The 17,710-nt window shown below is 59.2% G+C and carries 19 protein-coding genes; 13 read left to right on the forward strand and 6 right to left on the reverse strand.

Annotated elements, in window-relative coordinates; all coding sequences use genetic code 11:
* Positions 1–40 precede the first annotated feature (40 nt).
* Positions 41–829: an alpha/beta fold hydrolase gene (locus tag KZX46_RS00305; protein WP_219774009.1), complete on the reverse strand. Its 789-nt coding sequence runs from the start codon at positions 827–829 to the stop codon at positions 41–43.
* A 530-nt stretch (positions 830–1,359) separates the two neighbouring features.
* On the opposite strand from KZX46_RS00305, the gene KZX46_RS22575 reads away from it, so the two are divergent.
* The 8 genes from KZX46_RS22575 to KZX46_RS00340 all read left to right on the forward strand — a co-directional run bounded on the left by KZX46_RS22575 (position 1,360) and on the right by KZX46_RS00340 (position 7,912).
* Complete coding sequence (locus tag KZX46_RS22575) at positions 1,360–1,608, forward strand: transposase (RefSeq protein WP_255614791.1); 249 nt, start codon at positions 1,360–1,362, stop codon at positions 1,606–1,608.
* 64 nt (positions 1,609–1,672) lie between these two features.
* Positions 1,673–2,143, forward strand: coding sequence for an IS5 family transposase (locus KZX46_RS22580; RefSeq protein WP_226895858.1), 471 nt, complete (start codon positions 1,673–1,675; stop codon positions 2,141–2,143).
* Positions 2,144–2,227: 84 nt separating this feature from the next.
* On the forward strand, positions 2,228–3,529 hold the full coding sequence (locus KZX46_RS00315) for an IS701 family transposase (RefSeq protein ID WP_219774010.1): 1,302 nt from the start codon (positions 2,228–2,230) through the stop codon (positions 3,527–3,529).
* Between the two features lie 91 nt (positions 3,530–3,620).
* Positions 3,621–4,286 carry a Dps family protein gene (locus tag KZX46_RS00320; RefSeq protein WP_226895859.1) on the forward strand — a complete coding sequence of 222 codons (666 nt, stop codon included), beginning with the start codon at positions 3,621–3,623 and terminating at the stop codon, positions 4,284–4,286.
* Positions 4,287–4,756: 470 nt separating this feature from the next.
* The gene (locus KZX46_RS00325) at positions 4,757–5,512 is read left to right on the forward strand and encodes a dienelactone hydrolase family protein (protein WP_370647427.1); all 756 of its coding nucleotides are present in this window, start codon (positions 4,757–4,759) and stop codon (positions 5,510–5,512) included.
* Between the two features lie 39 nt (positions 5,513–5,551).
* Positions 5,552–5,908, forward strand: a complete 357-nt coding sequence (locus tag KZX46_RS00330; protein ID WP_219774194.1) for a carboxymuconolactone decarboxylase family protein — start codon at positions 5,552–5,554, stop codon at positions 5,906–5,908.
* Between the two features lie 161 nt (positions 5,909–6,069).
* A complete protein-coding gene (locus KZX46_RS00335; RefSeq protein ID WP_226895860.1) occupies positions 6,070–6,471 on the forward strand; it encodes a DUF305 domain-containing protein in 402 nt (133 codons plus the stop codon).
* Position 6,472: 1 nt separating this feature from the next.
* A complete protein-coding gene (locus KZX46_RS00340; protein ID WP_219774011.1) occupies positions 6,473–7,912 on the forward strand; it encodes a YncE family protein in 1,440 nt (479 codons plus the stop codon).
* A 264-nt stretch (positions 7,913–8,176) separates the two neighbouring features.
* On the opposite strand, the gene KZX46_RS00345 is transcribed toward KZX46_RS00340, so the two are convergent.
* Together KZX46_RS00345 and KZX46_RS00350 are read right to left on the reverse strand one after the other, a co-directional pair.
* Entirely contained in the window at positions 8,177–8,512 is a 336-nt protein-coding gene (locus KZX46_RS00345) for a putative quinol monooxygenase (RefSeq protein ID WP_219774012.1), read from the reverse strand.
* Positions 8,513–8,632: 120 nt separating this feature from the next.
* Complete coding sequence (locus KZX46_RS00350; protein ID WP_226895861.1) at positions 8,633–9,238, reverse strand: winged helix-turn-helix domain-containing protein; 606 nt, start codon at positions 9,236–9,238, stop codon at positions 8,633–8,635.
* Between the two features lie 1,355 nt (positions 9,239–10,593).
* On the opposite strand from KZX46_RS00350, the gene KZX46_RS00355 reads away from it, so the two are divergent.
* The 4 genes from KZX46_RS00355 (at position 10,594) to KZX46_RS00370 (ending at position 15,017) form a co-directional block, all read left to right on the forward strand.
* Positions 10,594–12,843 carry a sensor histidine kinase gene (locus KZX46_RS00355; RefSeq protein ID WP_219774013.1) on the forward strand — a complete coding sequence of 750 codons (2,250 nt, stop codon included), beginning with the start codon at positions 10,594–10,596 and terminating at the stop codon, positions 12,841–12,843.
* A gap of 37 nt (positions 12,844–12,880) precedes the next feature.
* Positions 12,881–13,486, forward strand: coding sequence for a response regulator transcription factor (locus KZX46_RS00360; RefSeq protein ID WP_255614807.1), 606 nt, complete (start codon positions 12,881–12,883; stop codon positions 13,484–13,486).
* A 146-nt stretch (positions 13,487–13,632) separates the two neighbouring features.
* Positions 13,633–14,388 carry an SDR family NAD(P)-dependent oxidoreductase gene (locus KZX46_RS00365; RefSeq protein ID WP_219774015.1) on the forward strand — a complete coding sequence of 252 codons (756 nt, stop codon included), beginning with the start codon at positions 13,633–13,635 and terminating at the stop codon, positions 14,386–14,388.
* Between the two features lie 92 nt (positions 14,389–14,480).
* Entirely contained in the window at positions 14,481–15,017 is a 537-nt protein-coding gene (locus tag KZX46_RS00370) for a cytochrome P460 family protein (protein WP_219774016.1), read from the forward strand.
* A gap of 88 nt (positions 15,018–15,105) precedes the next feature.
* Here the strand turns inward: KZX46_RS00370 and KZX46_RS00375 are convergent, their stop codons facing one another.
* Together KZX46_RS00375 and KZX46_RS00380 are read right to left on the reverse strand one after the other, a co-directional pair.
* Complete coding sequence (locus tag KZX46_RS00375) at positions 15,106–15,864, reverse strand: sensor histidine kinase (RefSeq protein WP_219774017.1); 759 nt, start codon at positions 15,862–15,864, stop codon at positions 15,106–15,108.
* 218 nt (positions 15,865–16,082) lie between these two features.
* On the reverse strand, positions 16,083–16,541 hold the full coding sequence (locus tag KZX46_RS00380; protein ID WP_226895862.1) for a DUF2721 domain-containing protein: 459 nt from the start codon (positions 16,539–16,541) through the stop codon (positions 16,083–16,085).
* Positions 16,542–16,614: 73 nt separating this feature from the next.
* On the opposite strand from KZX46_RS00380, the gene KZX46_RS00385 reads away from it, so the two are divergent.
* On the forward strand, positions 16,615–17,439 hold the full coding sequence (locus tag KZX46_RS00385) for an IS5 family transposase (RefSeq protein ID WP_219774018.1): 825 nt from the start codon (positions 16,615–16,617) through the stop codon (positions 17,437–17,439).
* Here the strand turns inward: KZX46_RS00385 and KZX46_RS23350 are convergent.
* Positions 17,411–17,656 carry a DUF1348 family protein gene (locus tag KZX46_RS23350; protein WP_219774019.1) on the reverse strand — a complete coding sequence of 82 codons (246 nt, stop codon included), beginning with the start codon at positions 17,654–17,656 and terminating at the stop codon, positions 17,411–17,413. The two genes, KZX46_RS00385 and KZX46_RS23350, sit on opposite strands and share 29 nt — an antisense overlap.
* Positions 17,657–17,710 lie beyond the last annotated feature (54 nt).

A 17,710-nucleotide genomic window follows, 5' to 3' on the forward strand; every position in this document is an offset into this window, starting at 1 on the left:
ATAGCCTCAATTACAGCAGGTCGGAAAACGAAGGGCGAGATCAGCGTGCCTCTGCGGCCCGCTCGATCATCGCGGACACCTCGTGGGAATGTGAAATCATGACGACGTGCGACGCGCCGGCGATCTCAACGGATTCCCGAGCTTTTGCGCGCTTCGCCATATAGGCATGGAGAGCCGCAGGAATGTTGCGATCGAGCGCGCCCCAGACAAACCAAGACGGCACCTTTTGCCAAGACCGGGCGGCGACCGGTTCGGCGAGCGCTGCCTCCGTCACCGGCCGCTGGGTAACCGCCATCTCTACCGCTTCAGCCTGCGGAACGTCGGCAGCGAACTGCTTCCAGTAGCGAGGCTGCTCGATGTAAAGGTCTTTGCTACCATCGGCGAGTGGGACCGGCGGCGCGAGCGTCTCGGTCAGCGTCCCGGTGGGATACTTCGTGCTGAGCGAGGCGGCGCTTTCGCCAACCTCGGGCGCATACCCGGCGACGAACACTAGTGCCTTGACGTTGGATTGGCTAGCGGCCGCGACCGAGATTACTTCGCCACCGTACGAGTGGCCCACGAGCACCACGGGCCCCGAGATTTTTGCGAGAAGATGCGCGACGTAGGCCGCATCACCCTTGACGCTTCGGAGCGGATTAGCTGCCGCTACGACAGGGTAGCCGTCTCGTTGAAGATCGGAGACAACGCCGTTCCAGCTCGAAGAGCCCGCGAACGCACCGTGGACCAGTACGATCGTAGGCTTAGCGCCCGCGACCAGGTCCGCGGCCAATGCGACTGCAAACGGCGACAAAAGAGTAATTAGTGAAGCTGTGAAAAGCCAAGGGCGCATCGATCGATCCTCCGGTGTGGGCTGTTTTGATAGCCGATGCTGACACGCAGCAACCGCGGACATTGATATGACCGAAAGGCAGATGAATTTCGCGTTAGACGATGTGAGTTTGCAGTAACGCGGGCGCGGCTCAATTTATCTCATCAAGTCTAGTGAACTCTCACAAGATCAAACGGGGGAATCCGCTACACCGGCAGCCATAATCCGAAGAGAATCGATTGGCATGGTTCGCGCCACGGCACGCCATTGTTCAAAGGATTGTGGATGATCTCAAATCCCATCAAAGAGCGAGTTCTCTATCTGCCTGATAGTCCGAACATTTGAGACGTCCAGCCAAAACGACTCGTCACTGATCAGAAAGCGGCCGCCTAATATATGGTGCGGGCGGAAAAGCTCGCTGCGAAAGTATCGGTCGGTGATGAGCTGTCCGGATACGAGAAAGTTGCCGGCCGTGGTATTCCCTAGGCCTCGTGGACAAAGCTTGACCTGAGACTCGGAGGTTGATTCAAGGCTGTCTTTTGGAGGCAGCTTTGGGCGAGCGGATCGGGGTCTCGGATGAGGAATGGGCGCTGATCGGCTCTCTGCTGCCACCCGAACATGGCCGCGGCTGCCGGCCCGCTGGCGACAATCGGCGCTATTTTGAGGGTATGATGTGGATGGCGCGGTCGGGCGCGCAGTGGCGGCTGTTGCCGGATGAATATGGCAAATGGAACAGCGTGTTCCGGCGCTATCGGCGCTGGGTCGAGATGAGGTTTTCGACGCTCTGCTGGAGACGCTGACCGAGATGGTGGTGCGAGATACCAGCGCCGACATGATCGACAGCACAGTGGTCCGGGCACATCATTGTGCCGTCGGGCTAAAAAAGGGGATCAGGAGCACGAGGGGCTTGGCCGCTCGCGCGGCGGCTTCACCACCAAACTCCACGCCAGATGCGACGGACACGGTCGACCGCTCGGCTTCGTGCTGACCCCGGGACAAGCGCACGATGTCCAGGGCTTTGGCCCGCTGTTCCGGATGCTGGCCGACCGCATCGAAGCGCTGCTCGCCGACAAGGGCTATGACGCCGATGCCATCCGCGCGGAGATCGACGCCGCTGGCGTCGAGGCGGTGATCCCGGCCAAAAGTAACCGGCGCATCCCCATCCCGCACGATCGCGAGAAGTACCGCTGGCGCAATCACGTCGAGCGCATGTTCAGCAAGCTCAAGAACTGGCGTCGTATCGCCACCCGATACGACAAAACCCGGGAATCCTACCTTGGCTTCGTCGCGCTGGCATCAATTAAACTGTGGATACCCTTTGTCCACGAGGCCTAGCACTACTTTGGCAGAAGCATAATTTTTGGGATTCCCTTGGGTAGTTTTGCGTGATTCATAGGGAGCCAGCTATGGAGGCTGGCGATGGGTGGAGATTGGCGAAGCGACCTTGAAGTTTGGCTGGCGCCGTTTTTAGCGGCGCTCGGTCACAAGAAGCGGGAGCGGATGTGTCCCGCTTATGTTGCCGGCCTGATCGGCCCTGGAGACCGCAAGAGCGTCCAGCCGATGGCGGCTCGCGCCGATGCCATTGGGTATGACCAGCTTCATCACTTCGTGGCGGCAGGGGTCTGGGACAGTGCTCCGCTCGACGCGGCGCTGCTGACCGAAGCCGACCGGTTGGTCGGCGGCGGCGATGCCTTCCTTGTGATCGACGACACCGCGATGCCGAAGAAGGGGCGCCACTCGGTCGGTGTCGCGCCGCAATATGCGTCCTCGCTCGGCAAGAACGCGAACTGCCAGACGCTCGTGTCGGTGACGCTCGCATCGCGCGAGGTGCCAGTGATGGTGGGTCTGCGCCTGTTCCTGCCGGAAAGTTGGACCAGCGATCCCGAGCGCATGACGAAGGCGAAGGTGCCCGCCGACCGGCAGGTCGCCCTGACCAAGCCCGAGATCGCCATCGCCGAGATCGACCGGGTCACGGCTGCGGGCGTGCGCTTCGGCTGTGTGCTGGCGGATGCCGGATATGGTATGAGCGCGCCGTTCCGCCAGGCGCTGAGCGAGCGCGGCCTGTCCTGGGCGGTCGGCATACCCGGCCGGCAGAAGGTCTATCCGGCTGATGTCGCGATGATCTTCCCGGTCGCGGGACATGGCCGACCTCGTCAACACCATATCCCCGATGCAAAATCTGTTGCGTCCGAGACGTTGCTCGCCGGGCAGCCATGGAAACGGGTCAGTTGGCGACGGGGTACGAAAGGGCGACTGGCCGCGCGCTTCGCCGCACTGCGCGTGCGTGTCGCCGACGGCCCGACCCAGCGTATCCGCGACATGGGCGGCCAGCATCTGCCGGGGGAAGAAGTGTGGCTGGTTGGTGAGCATCGTTCGACCGGCGAGCGCAAATACTACCTCTCGAACCTGCCTGCCGACACCGCGATCAAAACGCTCGCCGGAGCAATCAAGGCGCGATGGATCTGCGAGCAGGCGCACCAGCAGCTCAAGGAGGAACTCGGCCTCGACCACTTTGAAGGTCGATCGTGGACAGGCCTGCATCGACACGCCTTGATGACAATGATCGCCTACGCCTTCCTGCAGTCTCGCCGCCTCACAGCAGCGGGACGGAAAAAAAAGAGTCTCAGGACCACCCCCTCAACCAAGCATGCCCGCCGTCAGGCAGGCGATCGTCGATCTGTTCGCGAGGGCGCCACCGATGCGATGCCCGCACTGCAATGAACACCTCACCCCACCTGCAAAATCTAATCTGCCAAAGTAGTGCTAGCCGTCCGATGACGTTGTTCTGATGCTCTTAAAGTACGGGAATTCGATGGCAGAGAAACCTGCCCAGTCTGTAGCGCCGGAACTGCGGCCCCGATACACGGTCGAGTATCGCGAGATCCAGCCATATGGTGAACTGCCTGACCTGCCGATCGTGCTCAAAAACAACGCGCGTAAGCAAAGCGTCGAGGCGCTGAACCAGTTACTCGCCGACACGATGACACTCAGCGATATGTATAAAAAGCATCAATGGCGGATGTCGGGGGCGACATTTTATCAACTGCACCTGTTGCTCGATAATCGTAATGAGGAGCAGGCCGCGCTCGTCGACTTGATCGCCGAGCGGATTATGGCGCTCGGCGGCATCAGTATCACGATGGTGCCCGACGGTGCCGAGATGACTCGTATCCCTCGTCCGCCAAAGGGTCGCGAGGATGTTCCTTCGCAGCTTTCGCGTCTGTTGGAAGCGCATGAGATTATTCTGCGCCAAGCGCACGAAGGCGCCGATGCGGCCGACGAGTCGAGCGATGACAGCTCCAATGATCTGCCCGTCAGCAACGTTATCCGGGGGGCGAGCCGCAAGTGTGGTTCATCGCCGAGCATCTCGCCTCCACCGAACTTGTTCGTCCGTCGGTTTGAATCGGTCGAAAGTAACGTTGCATCTGATCGCGGTCGGGCTCCATCGAGTCTCGCGCACGGATTTCTGACAATCTAATTCCTAGTCTCCGAGTCCTCGGTTGATCGAAGATCTAGTACTGACGGAAGCCAGATCCGCGAGACTTATCGGCGAGATCAATCCCGACCCGATCAGCTCCCGCTGCTGAATACATAGTTATTATATCCGCAGAATTATCCCTTAATACGATGTTCCATCAAAGGCGGTTCTTGCACCAACTAACACCTCCTTTCGGTAACTTCCTACCTATGCAGCGATGCAAAATATAATTCTCCTGCCAGGGTTTTGTCCCAAAGCCCACGGAGACAATCATGGCACTCGCTCCACTCGGTCTTATGGTCACCCATCGTGATCAGCTCAATGCAGATCTGGTTGCCTTTCTAAGATCGTGAATCGCTGACCGTACCGCTGGACATTCCAGCGGTACGGTTAAGCGCCATCCGAAGCGTCTTGGAGGAAGTCGATGAGATCGACACCGGGAGCCCCGTCACATCGATCCTCATTGGACTGTGTTCGCGCTCGTCATCAGCTTGGTCATCATCTTCTTTGAGGAGTTAATCGTGGGCGACCAGATCAATATCACAACGGCTGACGGCACATTTAACGCCTATGTCGCCCGACCGGATACTTCAACGGCCCCGGCCGTCGTCGTGCTGCAGGAGCTGTTCGGAGTGAACGATGACATGCGTCAAACCTGCGACGAACTTGCTGCTCACGGCTTCATCGCGATCTGCCCAGACCTGTTCTGGCGGCAGAAGCCCGGCGTTGATCTCGACGTGCGGTCAGAGGATGACTGGCAGACCGGACTAGCATTGTACCAGGCTTTCGATCGCGATCTCGGCGTGGACGATGTCGCCGCGACGGTAGTTGCCGTGCACAATTTGGAGGGTTCTTCGGGCAAGGTCGGACTACTTGGGTATTGTTTAGGTGGGTTGATGACCTTCTTGGCAGCAGCCCGAACGCAAGTCGATGCCGCGGTCGCGTATCACGGGGCCGATACCGAGAAGTATCTGTCGGAAGCACCGGCAATCAGCGCGCCGATGTTGATGCACTTGGCCGGCAATGACGAGTTCATGCCGGAGCTGGCGCGAACGGCGATTATCTCCACGCTATCATCCAAGGCGAATGCCCAGGTTTTCACCTACGCCGGCTGCAACCACGCATTTTCGCGCCATAACGGCGCACACTATGATGCCATGGCAGCGACGCTCTCAAAACAGCGCACCTGGACCTTCTTGGCGGCGATGCTTCGCAGTGCGTCATAGCCGCTTCTTTCAGCAGATATGATTCTTGGAGATCGAATGATGGATAAACTCGATTGGAATCTTTATCGCTCGCAGATCAGCGATGGCGTCAGCGGCCTCGCGCGCCTGACGCCAGACACGATAAAAGGTTATGCTGCCATAAATGGCGCCGGCCGCAAGTCGGGGCACTTTGATGAGAAAACGCGGGAGCTGATCGCGCTCGCCGTCGCCGTCAGTCTTCGCTGCGATGGATGCATCACTGTGCACGTAGAAGCTGCGCGGAAGGAGGGCGCAACAGAGGGCGAGATTGCCGAAGCGCTGAGCGTGGCAATTGGCGTCAACGCAGGCGCTGCGATCGTCTACTCCACTAGGACGCTGGACGCCTTTTGCGCGGCAAGCGCGGCTGCCGCGCCCTGAAGCTGCATAACCCAAGGCGAGTAATGCGGTGGTCGGCGCGACCTTCAACCTAGCGCCACCCTTGCGACTGCATGCGGTTGGGGGGCGTAAACAGTTTGTTGTGAATTGTTTTTTTGATCCAGTGACGTCTTACCCGCGACGGCAATCATCGGAGAAGCGCCTTGTCCAGGTTCAACATCTCGGCACCATTGTTGGGGTTGGCCTTAGCGATGGCAGCGGGCTCCGCATACGCGGCCTCTGGGGAAGGACCGCAAGCTTACCATGTAACGGTTGAGCAGGCGATGGATCGCATGATGGCGGGGATGGCGGTCACGCAGACTGGCGATATCGATCGGGACTTCGTCGCGATGATGACGCCGCACCATCAGGGCGCGATCGACATGGCGATCGCCGAACTTCGGTACGGCCGTAATGAGCAACTCAAACGCATCGCTCAGGAAATCATCGTGGACCAGCAGCAGGAAATCGTTGCGATGAAGCTCGCGATCCACCAGCCGCTGCCGCCCGCCTCCCCTTCCGCGACACAAAGCGAAATCTCTCATTCCAAGCGCATGGGGCACTAGCATGATCCGCAACTCAACAATTGCCGTGTTGCTGGCCGGCTTGTCTCCGTTCGCGGCGCAGGCCCAGCAGGCGCCATGGGCCGGCAACGACGCACCGATTAGCCACCACGACCGCTTATACGCGGCCGAGCAATTTTCGAACACGCTCTCCGTCACCGATCCGGCAGACAACAAGCTTCTTGGCGTCATCAAGCTCGGCGACCCGCAGCCGGTGAATTTCTCGCCGCTCTACCGTGGACAAGTGCTCGTCCACGGGCTTGGCTTCTCTCCCGACGGCAAGACTTTGGCCGTGGTGTCGATCGGCTCCAACTCGGTGACATGGATCGACACCGCCACCAACGCCGTAAGGCACACGACTTATATCGGCCGCTCGCCGCACGAGGCCTTCTTCACGCCGGACGGCAAAGAGGTCTGGGTGACCGTGCGTGGTGAGGACTATATCTCGGTGCTCGACGCCACGACCTACGAGGAGAGGACGCGGCTCAAGACGCCAGGCGGGCCGGGCATGACGATCTTCTCGCCGGATGGAAAATACGGCTATGTCTGCTCTTCGTTTAACCCGGATTTGGTCGTGTTCAATGTCGCGAGCCACGGAATCGTCGGCCATGTCGCACAGCCAAGCCCCTTCTGCCCGAACATCGCCGCCTCGCCTGACGGCCTGCAAGTGTGGTTCACGCTCAAGGACACCGGCAAGACGGTCGCATTTGATGCGAGGCCACCGTTCACGATTAGAAAAGTGATCGACACCGGCCCGATCACCAACCACGTCAACTTCGTTCGGACTGCAAAAGGTGTGTTTGCCTACGTCACGGTGGGCGGGCTGAACGAGGTGAAGGTTTTCCGCACGAGCGACTTTGCACTGGTGGCAACGGTGCCAGTCGGAAAGCTGCCGCATGGCATCTGGCCGTCCGGCGATGGCAGTCGCGTCTACGTCGGTCTGGAGAATGACGACAAGTTGGCGGTCATCGACGCGGCCAGCAACAAGGTAGTCGGGTCGGTGCCAATCGGTCAGGCGCCACAGGCGATCGCATATGTGCCTAACGCAGTTCGGCACGGCGACGGCGCCGCAAACCTCCTGCCCCTCGGTTTAGCTGGCAACGCATTTCACCTCACCCTCGGCGCGGTCGGCGAGGACCACGAGAGCCCAACCAGCATCAGCCTGTTCGACCAGGGATTGATCCAGATCGTGCAGGGATCGGTGACGGGGCTACTGCCGAGCCACCCTTACGTGCTCGCTTTGGCCGCCGCGCAGGACGGCAGCGGTGAGCTTGAGGCGTTGTCTAATTTCATGACCAACCCCGCTGGATCGGCGATCGCCAACGCCGTCGGACCAATTCGCCAGGTGGTTGAGGGTGGAGCAGGCGCGCGGCGTCGCTATCTGGTAATCGCCGAGACGGCGAACGGCACTCTGGGCAAGGTCGTCCAAATTCAGCGCCCCTAGCCATCGACGCGCTATCGGGCCCGCCGATACCCAGCCCGCGTGGTATGCGCGCACTTAGCCCCGGGGACGCCGACGGCAGCTGACGACCTTGTCTATCACTCATTCAAGCGACGTGTCGGACGCTCGCGGAATTGGCGCGTTTGCAGCGTGCGCACGGGAACAATGCATTCGCGCCGCAATCAACAGGACGTTCGCGCCGATGCCATCTGCATCAACGCGCAAAGCGCCGGCACCTCTGCCGTTGCGCAAGCCGCAGCTAGGCCGTCAGGACGGCATCTCAAGCGCTTGTGCTCCGGAGACAGTGAACATCGTCCCAGACCTCTGCAGAATCCTTAGAGTGAGCGCATCTTTCAAAACTGCCTGAAACGCTTCACTGCTAGCATGCTCGGCGAAACCGCTTTCGCTTGCCCAAGCTTCCGTGAGATGAAAGATGCTTGGACAGTCGACATCTTCAGCAGCATTCAAAAATATACATGCGGGACGCCGCTGGGCGTCTGCGGCCATCCGCGAAGCAAGCACTTTGAACGCTGCCGCATCCGTGGCAGCATGGACGTATTTTGCGGTTATAATGATCGCTGGAGTTTGTGTCTCACCTGTCATGCGAAGCTCCTGGTTCCTGTAGCCTCAGGGGCTACGCCGATAGACTGGTAATCAGCGCCAATCAGTAACCGCGCGCTAAAAATGGTGGCGATCACCGTGCCCGTGACGGGCGAAAAGCGCTCAGTTGGTTGCGAATGCCAAAGGCGAGATGGCGTATGCAGCTACTTCGTCGACCGACGTAAAGCTGAGTACGCTGACCTTCAGCGCGCGGAGGAGCATTGTCATTGCGATGCGCTCGTCAGCGTCTGGTTCGACGATCAGGATGACGCTTTGATGGGACAAGCCCGCCAGAGAGCTGCCTATCGATCTAGCTCCTTGGTCCCCCTCCGCATACGCCGTGACCACCTCGTTTCCAACAAAGAGATAGCCGCGGCCGGGAATAGTCTTGATCCGCTCGCGCTCGGATCCGAGTGCCTTACGCAGGACGCCCATTTGGAAGCGCAGGTTGCTCTCGTCGACGAATGTCGAAGGCCACACCTCGCGGACGATATCCTCTTTCGCGACCAGCTGGCCGCGGGAGCGCAAGAGAACCACGAGCAGATCGAAGGCCCGGCTTCCCAAAGGCACAACAAAGTCGCGCCGCATCAATGTCCTGGAGTTGGCCAAGACCCGGAAATCACCGAAGCACATCGGTTCATCACGGTGTATCTGGGCAATTTCATCTCGAGGAAAATGCGAAACCATGTCTCCCTTAAGATGACTCCTTTCGATCAATAGCTGGTCCACTGACATTCTCCCTGTTCAAGTCGATGTAGTTTTCTGCTCAACCCGCTTCAAACGGAAGCCTAGCCGGGGAAGCATTGCACTACACTTTCGGGTTCGCCCTCTCACCTGAATCGTCCTGCGCCCAAAAAGAAGCGAGTCGATCGAAAAAGCGCCGGGCCCAACCAGAGCAATGGCCGAGGCGGTAAATGCCCAGGATGAGTGCGCAAGATAGCCCAGAAAATCCCGGCTATCGATGGTCGCAGCAGCTAGTATCAGTGAAACTCCCGCTACTGCTCGTGAACCCATGCCGAGAAGAAGCGCCGCTGCGAGAACGATGGGGGCGGTGGTCAGCAGTGGGCTGTTAGCAAAATGGACAAGCCCTCCACGCGCGAGCATGGCTGCGGCCGAGATACGCACCAGGAGGAAGCCGACGCCGGTCATTCCAGCCGGGTACACTTGGAAAAGATGTTTCATCAGGGGCCGGTAGGCCATCCCAGCCGAAGGTGTAACTCCCGAACGGGCCATGTCTTGCTAGCCCATTTGGGTGGTACGCACCTAAGCCTGTCACGCTAATAAGGAGACCAATCACCGCAAGGAGTCACGTGACGAACCTCTTCCGTCTGCTGTGCGCGGCTATTCTCTCCGCGGTCGTCGTGACTGCGTCGCGAGCGAGTGCTCATTCACCCCCCATAGCGATTGCGCAGTACAAACACACTCGGTGGACAGCCGATGAGGGAGCGCCGACGCTGCTTCACGCACTTGTGCAAGGCAAAAACGGATACCTTTGGATTGGATCTCGGCAAGGCCTGACACGCTTCGACGGAAAAAGTTTCGATCTGGTCCCTCCTGAAAAACAAATAGGTGAGAGCTCCGCTATCACGTCTCTCGTTTCTGCGCGGGACGGCAGCATATGGGTTGGCTACGCGAGCGGTGGCATCGCGCGATATTCGGCTGGCGTGCTGCGTGATATGGGTGCTCCCGCTTCGACTGGGCAAATTCAACGATTGTCGCAGACGCATGATGGTGCGGTTTGGGGCTTGCTCGGCAGAAACAACCGACCACTGATCAGATACTATAAGGGTAGATGGGAGGACGTTGGGGAAACGTGGGACCTCCCTGCACTCGACGGTTCTGACCTATTCGTCGCCCGAGACGGAACATTGTGGGTTAGTTCCTATCAGGGTGTCTTTTTCCTACGGTCAAATTCTAGGCGATTTCGGAAAACCTCATATTCGCCAGTGGGCCTTTCAGCGCTCGCGCAGGATTCATTCGGCAACGTTTGGGCGTCGGATCAAAGCACTGCCCGGGTCGTTGAGGGGCGTGCCTCGACAATCCACCCATATCCAGTTCCCAATGGACCTCGCTCTCGACACATATTGTTCGACCGTAATGACGCTCTCTGGGGCACGAGCAGCGATGTCGGCATCTACAAAATAGTTTCTCCGTCTTCATCTGGAGAAAAGTCTGCCGAAGCCTCTGCTTCGAAAGTTGAGGGCTTCAGGGAGGCGGACGGACTTACATCAAACGCCGTCCAGAATATATTTGAAGACCACGAAGGGAATATCTGGGTCGCGACCTCCGCTGGGTTGGATCGCTTCCGGCCCGTTCCCGTGATAAGAGAACCACGATTGGTAATGGTGCCCCAATTCGGCTCTTCGTTACTTGCGACCTCGTGGGGCGACGTTTTCTTTGGCCAGCAGGATGGTGTGTTTCGCGCCGCTCCTGGAGGGTCGCCCTTGCCAATATCAACGAATATCGGAGGAGCTCAGGCACTATGCCAAGGTCTCGGTCGCGATGTTTGGATTGTTACCCAGAAGACGATCGTGCGTTTCAATGGCAGAATTAGGAATGCCGTCGACCGTCCGGCAGAACCATTCTTCGATGACTGCGTTGTTAATCATCAAGGCGCGCTGTTCCTATCAGCCGGGGCTGAACTATATGAGCTTACTGTCAAAGGCTGGCGTGTTTTGTCCAATGAACAAGACAGCGACGGCGGCGGTGCAGTGCCACTTCTGGTACGGAAGGATGGCAAGCTGCTGACGAGCGCTTCAAGCCAATCGATCAGGCTTTATGACCCGCCTAGTTACACCAATATCTTGCTGCATCGGCCAAACGCGCTTCTAAGGCTCAGCACGATTTCTGATGAAGGAGACGCCATCCTGCTTGGCGGCCGTTTCGGCGTGGCGAGATGGCGAGGCAGCAGATTCGAGTTCGTCACGTCGCAACGGGTGCCCGCCCTGCGAGGAACATTCGGCATCGTAAGAACTCCAGAGGGCGAAACATGGATGATGACAAGTGTTGGCATCGTCCGGATGGCGTCAGATGATCTTAATCGGGCGTTTGCCGATCCTAGGTGGGGACCTTCAACGACGGTGTTTGGCACCCACGAGGGACTGCCAGGTGTTGCCCACGCGTATGGCCTTCGAGAGGCTGCTCGTGGAGGTGACGGTCGGCTCTGGTTTGCAACTAACACTGGTACGGCCTGGGTCGATCCCGTTAAATTGAAGAGAGACCCGCGTCCATCACCACCACCAGTCTCGATAAACGCCGTCACGCTGGGTAATAAGATCTTTCGTGATCCGAGTAGAGCGACTGTAACACCGGTCATGACAAAAGTCATCATCGCCTTCAGCGCTATCAGCCTTGGAAATCCCGATGCAGTGCACGTTCGTTATAAGCTGGAAGGCGCGGATAAGGAATGGAACGAGGCCGGCTCACTAAGGCAGGTTTCCTATAATGATCTGCGTCCTGGGCATTATCAATTTCATGTGATCGCAGCCGATGAGGATGGCGTATGGAATAAGTCGGGCGCAGTCTTGGATCTAACGGTCGAGCCGACATTCTTCCAGTCGCCATTGTTCATGTCTCTATGCGCAATCGTGGCGGCCGTCTTGCTGTGGGCTGCTTACACGGTTCGCGCTCGCCAGCTGACGGCTCGCGTCCGTGAGCACCTTGAAACTCGGCACGCCGAACGAGAGCGGATCGCACGTGAACTACACGACACGCTCTTGCAGGGGTTCCAGGGTCTAGTCCTTCGCTTTCAGTCCGTTGCGAACAGGATGGCCCCCAATAGTGACTTGCGGCCGCCGCTGGAGCTCGCACTGCAGCAGGCCGAGAACGTCCTCACCGAGGGGCGCAACCGTGTGAGCAACCTCCGCGCATCCGAGGTCAATGCAGACCTTGCGAGCGATATCGCTACTTTGATTGCAGGGCTCGGTGCGGATCCCCTCATACCGCTTACGGTAACGGTGGAAGGGCGCGTTCGCCCGCTGGAGCCTATTGTGCGTGAGGAGATGCTGAGGATCAGCGAAGAAGCTGTCCGCAATGCGCTCAGTCACGCTAACCCGAGCAAGATTGAGGTAGGACTGATTTACTCCCGAGAGCTGCGGCTCGGCATTCGCGACGATGGCTCGGGACTGCCCAACGACGTGGCTTCAGCCGGGCAGCGGCCAGGGCACTTCGGGCTGATTGGGATGAGGGAGCGTGCGGAGCGCGCAGGGGGAAAGCTGGCTATCTCGTCCAGCCCGGCCCTCGGAACTGAAATACGCGTCACCGTGCCTGGCCGGCTCGCTTATACCAGGGGACGAACGGTCAGACGCAAGCCGTTCTTGATACCGCGAACATAGGAAAATACTTATGGCCTCATCTCGACCGATTAGAGTCATGACCGTTGACGACCATCCCGCTCTCCGCGACGGCATAGCAAGCATCATCGAGCACGAGGCCGACATGACGCTCGTCGGCGAGGCGGCAAACGGTGCTGAAGCCATCGCGACCTATGAGCAGTCCCATCCTGATGTGACGCTCATGGACCTGCAGATGCCAATCATGGACGGCTTGGAAGCGATCGCGAGGATCCGCGCGATTTCGCCTTCCGCTCACATCATTGTTCTGACGACCTACGAGGGCGACGTTCAGGCCGTCCAAGCGCTCAAGGCCGGCGCGTCGAGTTACCTCTTGAAAAGCGCCCTTCGGCGCGAATTGCTTGATGCAATCCGGGCTGTTCACGCTGGGAGGCGCTATTTGCCCGCGTCCGTCGCGCAAGAAATCGCAATCCACTCGGCCGAAGAATCCCTGACTCAACGTGAACTTACGGTCCTTCAACTTGTCGCTGAAGGCAAGGCGAATAAGGTGATCGCTTGGGAGCTGTCCATTTCTGACGATACGGTAAAAGCGCACCTGCGAAGCATTTTTGCTAAGCTTGACGTCAATGATCGGACGCACGCAGTCACCGCGGCGTTGCGACGCGGCGCGATGCAACTTCGCTAATTCCGGCAACCGCCCAGGGCGAGCCCGCCCACTGGCACACATCATCTAACAATAGCTTCCTACCTCAGGCGGTGGAAGCCGGGTAATCGGGGTGCAACACCCTCGCGGGCGCGACGCGCGCACCGCCAACCCGAAGGAATTCCTGAATGCGCGATCGTCTCACTGGTAAGGTTGCCCTGGTAACCGGCGGCTCAACGGGCATCGGCCTCGCTACCGCTAGGCTCTTTTCGGCTGAAGGTGCGAAAGTTTTCATCACCGGCCGGCGTCAGGACGCGCTCGACCAAGCAGTTGCGCAAATCGGCGGCGATGTGGTGGGGGTTCAGGCGGACTCTGCCAATCTCGACGATCTTGACCGACTGTATAATTTGCTGGGGCATCAAGCGGGCCACATCGACGTGCTTATGGCAAACGCCGGCGGGGGCAGCCTGTTGCCGCTCGGTCAGATTACCGAAAAACAGGTCGACGACACCTTCGACAGCAACGTCAAGGGCGTCATTTTCACCGTTCAAAAAGCACTTCCGCTGATGGGTAAGGGCGGCTCGATCATCCTAACCGGATCGACTGCCGCTTCGAGGGGGACGCCGGCCTTCAGCGTATACTCGGCATCGAAGGCAGCGGTTCGCAACCTGGCGCGTAGCTGGGTGCTCGACCTGAAGGACACCGGGATCCGCGTCAACGTCTTGAGCCCAGGACCGGTGCACACGCCTGGCCTTGTCGGTATCGTCGGCGACGACGCGGCCCACCAGCAGGGTCTGCTCGATCATTTCGCAACGCAGATTCCCCTCGGACGTGTCGGGCAGCCGGACGAAATCGCGAAGGCTGCGCTGTTTCTGGCAACCGACGATGCGAGCTTCGTGAACGGCTCCGAGCTGTTCGCGGACGGCGGCATCGCGCAGGTCTGATTTTCATCTGCCCGAGAACAGGCGCTCGACCCCAGGTTGAGCGCCTTTTTCGCGTGCTTCAGACATCAGCCCCAAGCGAAGGATCAATCCGCATGCGTCTGCCACATCACCGCAATTCAGCGCTCGCAGCCATATTGCTGGTCAGCAGCACGATCGCGCTCGCCGCTGGATACGATCGAGAGAATGTATCTCCCGAATATGGTGTTCGTTTACCCGGAGGGTACAGGAACTGGAAGGTCGTGAGCGTAGCGCATGAGGCTGGCGGCCTCGACGACATCCGAGTCATCCTCGGCAATAATGCTGCGGTCGAAGCGATGCGCAGCGGCCGTCGACCGTTCCCCAACGGGGCCGTTCTTGTTCGCGTCGCTTGGAAACTGGTCCCGTCCGAGCGCAATAACGCGATTTTCGGGCGGCCGCAGTCATTTGTCCCAGGGTCTGCGACCAACGTTCAGGTCGAAGTTAAGGACTCGAGGAAGTTCCGAGCGACTGGTGGCTGGGGCTATGGGCAATTCGAAGCCGGACGAGCAAACGGTGATGCGGCTCTGATTAACACCTGCAACGGCTGCCATCTGAAACTCCCGAAAGCAGATGATCTGATATTTACGCAGTACGCCCTTGATGCGCGCTGACTTGCCAAGCGCGTCATGCAGGCTTTGGCCTCGGATGAAGCTACATCCTTTTAAGCAATGTGCCGACTGACGCAGATAGCGTTTCGCGTCAGTCGCTCTGCAGCGCCCGCGCGACCTTCAACTCCGCCGGCAGCCGAAGCGTAACGATCGTGCCGATACCGGGACGGCTTTCGAGCTCGGCCGATCCTCCGGCAGACCGAGCGAAAGACGCTACGGCCGACAAGCCAAGTCCCGAACCTTGTCCGTTAGGGCGTGTAGTAAACCGCGGATCGAAGGCGCGGGCCGCAATTTCTGCCGGCATCCCGTAGCCGGTGTCAGCGATACGAAGCACCGCGAACGATAAGCCATCTCGTATCGCTGGATCCAACGATGTGGTGATCGAGATACGGCCGCCGCTTGGCATCGCCCGGCCAGCATTGACGACGATGTTGAGAACTGCGTCGTCAAATGCCTGCTCCGAGCAGAAAACCTCCGGAAGATCCTTACACATCTCGTACTCTACGAAGATCGCCGGGCCGGCGACTAGCAGCACGGTCTCTTGAAGCGCGGACAGCCTCGCTGCGATCGAGATGCTGCAGCACTTTCTGGCTTCAGGCTGATCCCCATCTACAAGTTGCCTGCTCAAGGCGCTGGCCCGCTCGAGCGATGTGCGCGCTCCACTAAAAATAAAATCCAGATCGGGCCCGCTTGCATACCCAACCCCGCGTTCAAGAAGCCCAATCGCGCTCGCAACCACTTGAAGGTGATTGCACAGTTCGTGGGCTACCGAACAGGCCGCAAATTGGCGACCCTGCGGACCGAAGCAATGCGCGTCATGCGAGATGTCCCTGTCAAAATGGATTACCACGGATGACTCCCTCTAACGAACTTTCGAGAGAGTAATACTCGTTCTGGCGTGCTCGATCGAGTTAGACGGCGTAAGATTAAGGACATTCAAATTTTAATAAACATCATACTGAAACAACAGACTCAACGACCATTCAAAAAACCGGATCAGCCAAATCGTTTGTTTCCCTAAGTGGCGGCAGCATTCCAGCCTTAGCTTGGGGCATCCATGGAAGCTCGTTACCCGTCGCTAGGTGCCGGATCTGCCGGCGCGCCGGGTTCAGTTTGCTCGCGAACCGTCCGCCCGGAAAGGATGGTTTCAACCGAGAACGAGATAAGCGCTAGTACAGCACAGCTGAGCGCGCCTCCGAAAAGCGCGAAGAGCAGCCGACCACTGCCGGCATTCTGCAGGGCACCGAAAAATAGCGTAAGCGCTGCGCAGCAGGTCAGCCCGCCCGCAAAAGCTGCGAGCAGGACTGCGAGATCGAGAATTCGCGATCGCAGTCTGAGGCGCTGAAGCTGCTGCTGACGCCCAGCGGGATCTCGCGTAAGTAGATCGACGCGGTCCGCAACCCTGCCCAATCGCGTTGCAAACACGTTCTGCATGGATGCAAGGCCGGTCAGAAGAAAAATTGGCGTCAACGCAAGCTGGACCACGTGAGCGGCGCCGTCGAGACTGGAGGCGGTGTCGCCTGCCACTAAAGCCCCAAGTCGCTCAGAGACCGTTTGAGAATGGCTTGAAGGGGTGGCGCGGTTGTGATTCAAGCTTGGGATGTGGACCCGAGCGAGCCGTGGCCGGATGGCTGGATTTGAGCAGCGAGCGAAGCGCTACCCGACCGATCTGACGGACGAGGAGTGGCGGTTTATCCAGCCGTTTCTGCCACCCGCGCCAAAACGAGGGCGTAAGCCGACGACGGATCTTCGCGCGGTGCTTGACGCCTTGCGTTATCTTGCTCGGACGGGTGGCGGCTGGCGGATGCTGCCGAACGACTTTCCGCCATGGCAGACGGTCTATTGGTGGTTTCGGCGGCTTGTGCGGCGGCTGTTGTTTCGCACGCTCCACGACGTCACGCTGATGCTGGACCGGGCACGCGAGGGTCGTGAGCAAAGCCCGAGTGCAGCAGTGATCGACAGTCAGTCGATCAAGGCTCCGGCAGCGCAAAGCCGTGGGTTCGACGCCGGCAAGAAGGTCCTCGGCCGCAAGCGTCACATCGCCGTGGACACCGACGGGCGGCTATTGATGATCAACCTGACGACGGCGGACATCTCCGACAGCGCCGGCGCGCAGGCGATCGTTGCCGCGATCCGCAAGCGGTGGCCCTGGCTCAAGCACCTGTTCGCCGATGGCGCCTATGACCGCACCAAGTTGATGGACGCGGCCATCTACCAGGACTTCGTCCTCGAGATCATCCGCCGCACCGACAAGGAGCCCGGCTTCAAAGTGCTGCAGCGGCGGTGGGTCGTCGAGCGCACCTTTGGCTGGATGACACGATGGAAGCGCCTCGTGCGGGATTACGAACAGCGGATCGACGTCTCCGAAGCCATGGTCCACGTCGCCCTCGGCAGCCTCATGCTACGACGGATCGTGCACCCGTGAGCATTCTCAAACGGACTCTCAGACCCGCATGATCGTCGGGTCGTCGGCCAAGCGTCCAACGAAATAGTCGGTCTGCTGCGCCGACCGGGAATTGGTTCATACCGGCAAGGCGGCGTCGCATGAAGCTGTGCGAAGCGAATGCCCAGGGTTCGTTTCCGTAAGAGCAAAACCGGGATGCGCCAGCATCTCGCCATTCGTATGCAAAGTGCACCGTCATGCGATTTCCTGGATGCTCGCTATTCAATAAGTGTGTACTCGACTTCTGCAGATC

Source organism: Polymorphobacter sp. PAMC 29334, assembly GCF_019431245.1.
Lineage (GTDB): Bacteria > Pseudomonadota > Alphaproteobacteria > Sphingomonadales > Sphingomonadaceae > Polymorphobacter_B > Polymorphobacter_B megasporae.

Coding starts and splice junctions, on each gene's coding strand:
- KZX46_RS00305 (WP_219774009.1), bottom strand. CDS start 829: ATGCGCCCTTGGCTTTTCACAGCTTCACTAATTACTCTTTTGTCGCCG.
- KZX46_RS00315 (WP_219774010.1), top strand. CDS start 2,228: ATGGGTGGAGATTGGCGAAGCGACCTTGAAGTTTGGCTGGCGCCGTTT.
- KZX46_RS00320 (WP_226895859.1), top strand. CDS start 3,621: ATGGCAGAGAAACCTGCCCAGTCTGTAGCGCCGGAACTGCGGCCCCGA.
- KZX46_RS00330 (WP_219774194.1), top strand. CDS start 5,552: ATGGATAAACTCGATTGGAATCTTTATCGCTCGCAGATCAGCGATGGC.
- KZX46_RS00340 (WP_219774011.1), top strand. CDS start 6,473: ATGATCCGCAACTCAACAATTGCCGTGTTGCTGGCCGGCTTGTCTCCG.
- KZX46_RS00345 (WP_219774012.1), bottom strand. CDS start 8,512: ATGACAGGTGAGACACAAACTCCAGCGATCATTATAACCGCAAAATAC.
- KZX46_RS00360 (WP_255614807.1), top strand. CDS start 12,881: ATGACCGTTGACGACCATCCCGCTCTCCGCGACGGCATAGCAAGCATC.
- KZX46_RS00365 (WP_219774015.1), top strand. CDS start 13,633: ATGCGCGATCGTCTCACTGGTAAGGTTGCCCTGGTAACCGGCGGCTCA.
- KZX46_RS00370 (WP_219774016.1), top strand. CDS start 14,481: ATGCGTCTGCCACATCACCGCAATTCAGCGCTCGCAGCCATATTGCTG.
- KZX46_RS00385 (WP_219774018.1), top strand. CDS start 16,615: ATGTGGACCCGAGCGAGCCGTGGCCGGATGGCTGGATTTGAGCAGCGA.
- KZX46_RS23350 (WP_219774019.1), bottom strand. CDS start 17,656: ATGACGGTGCACTTTGCATACGAATGGCGAGATGCTGGCGCATCCCGG.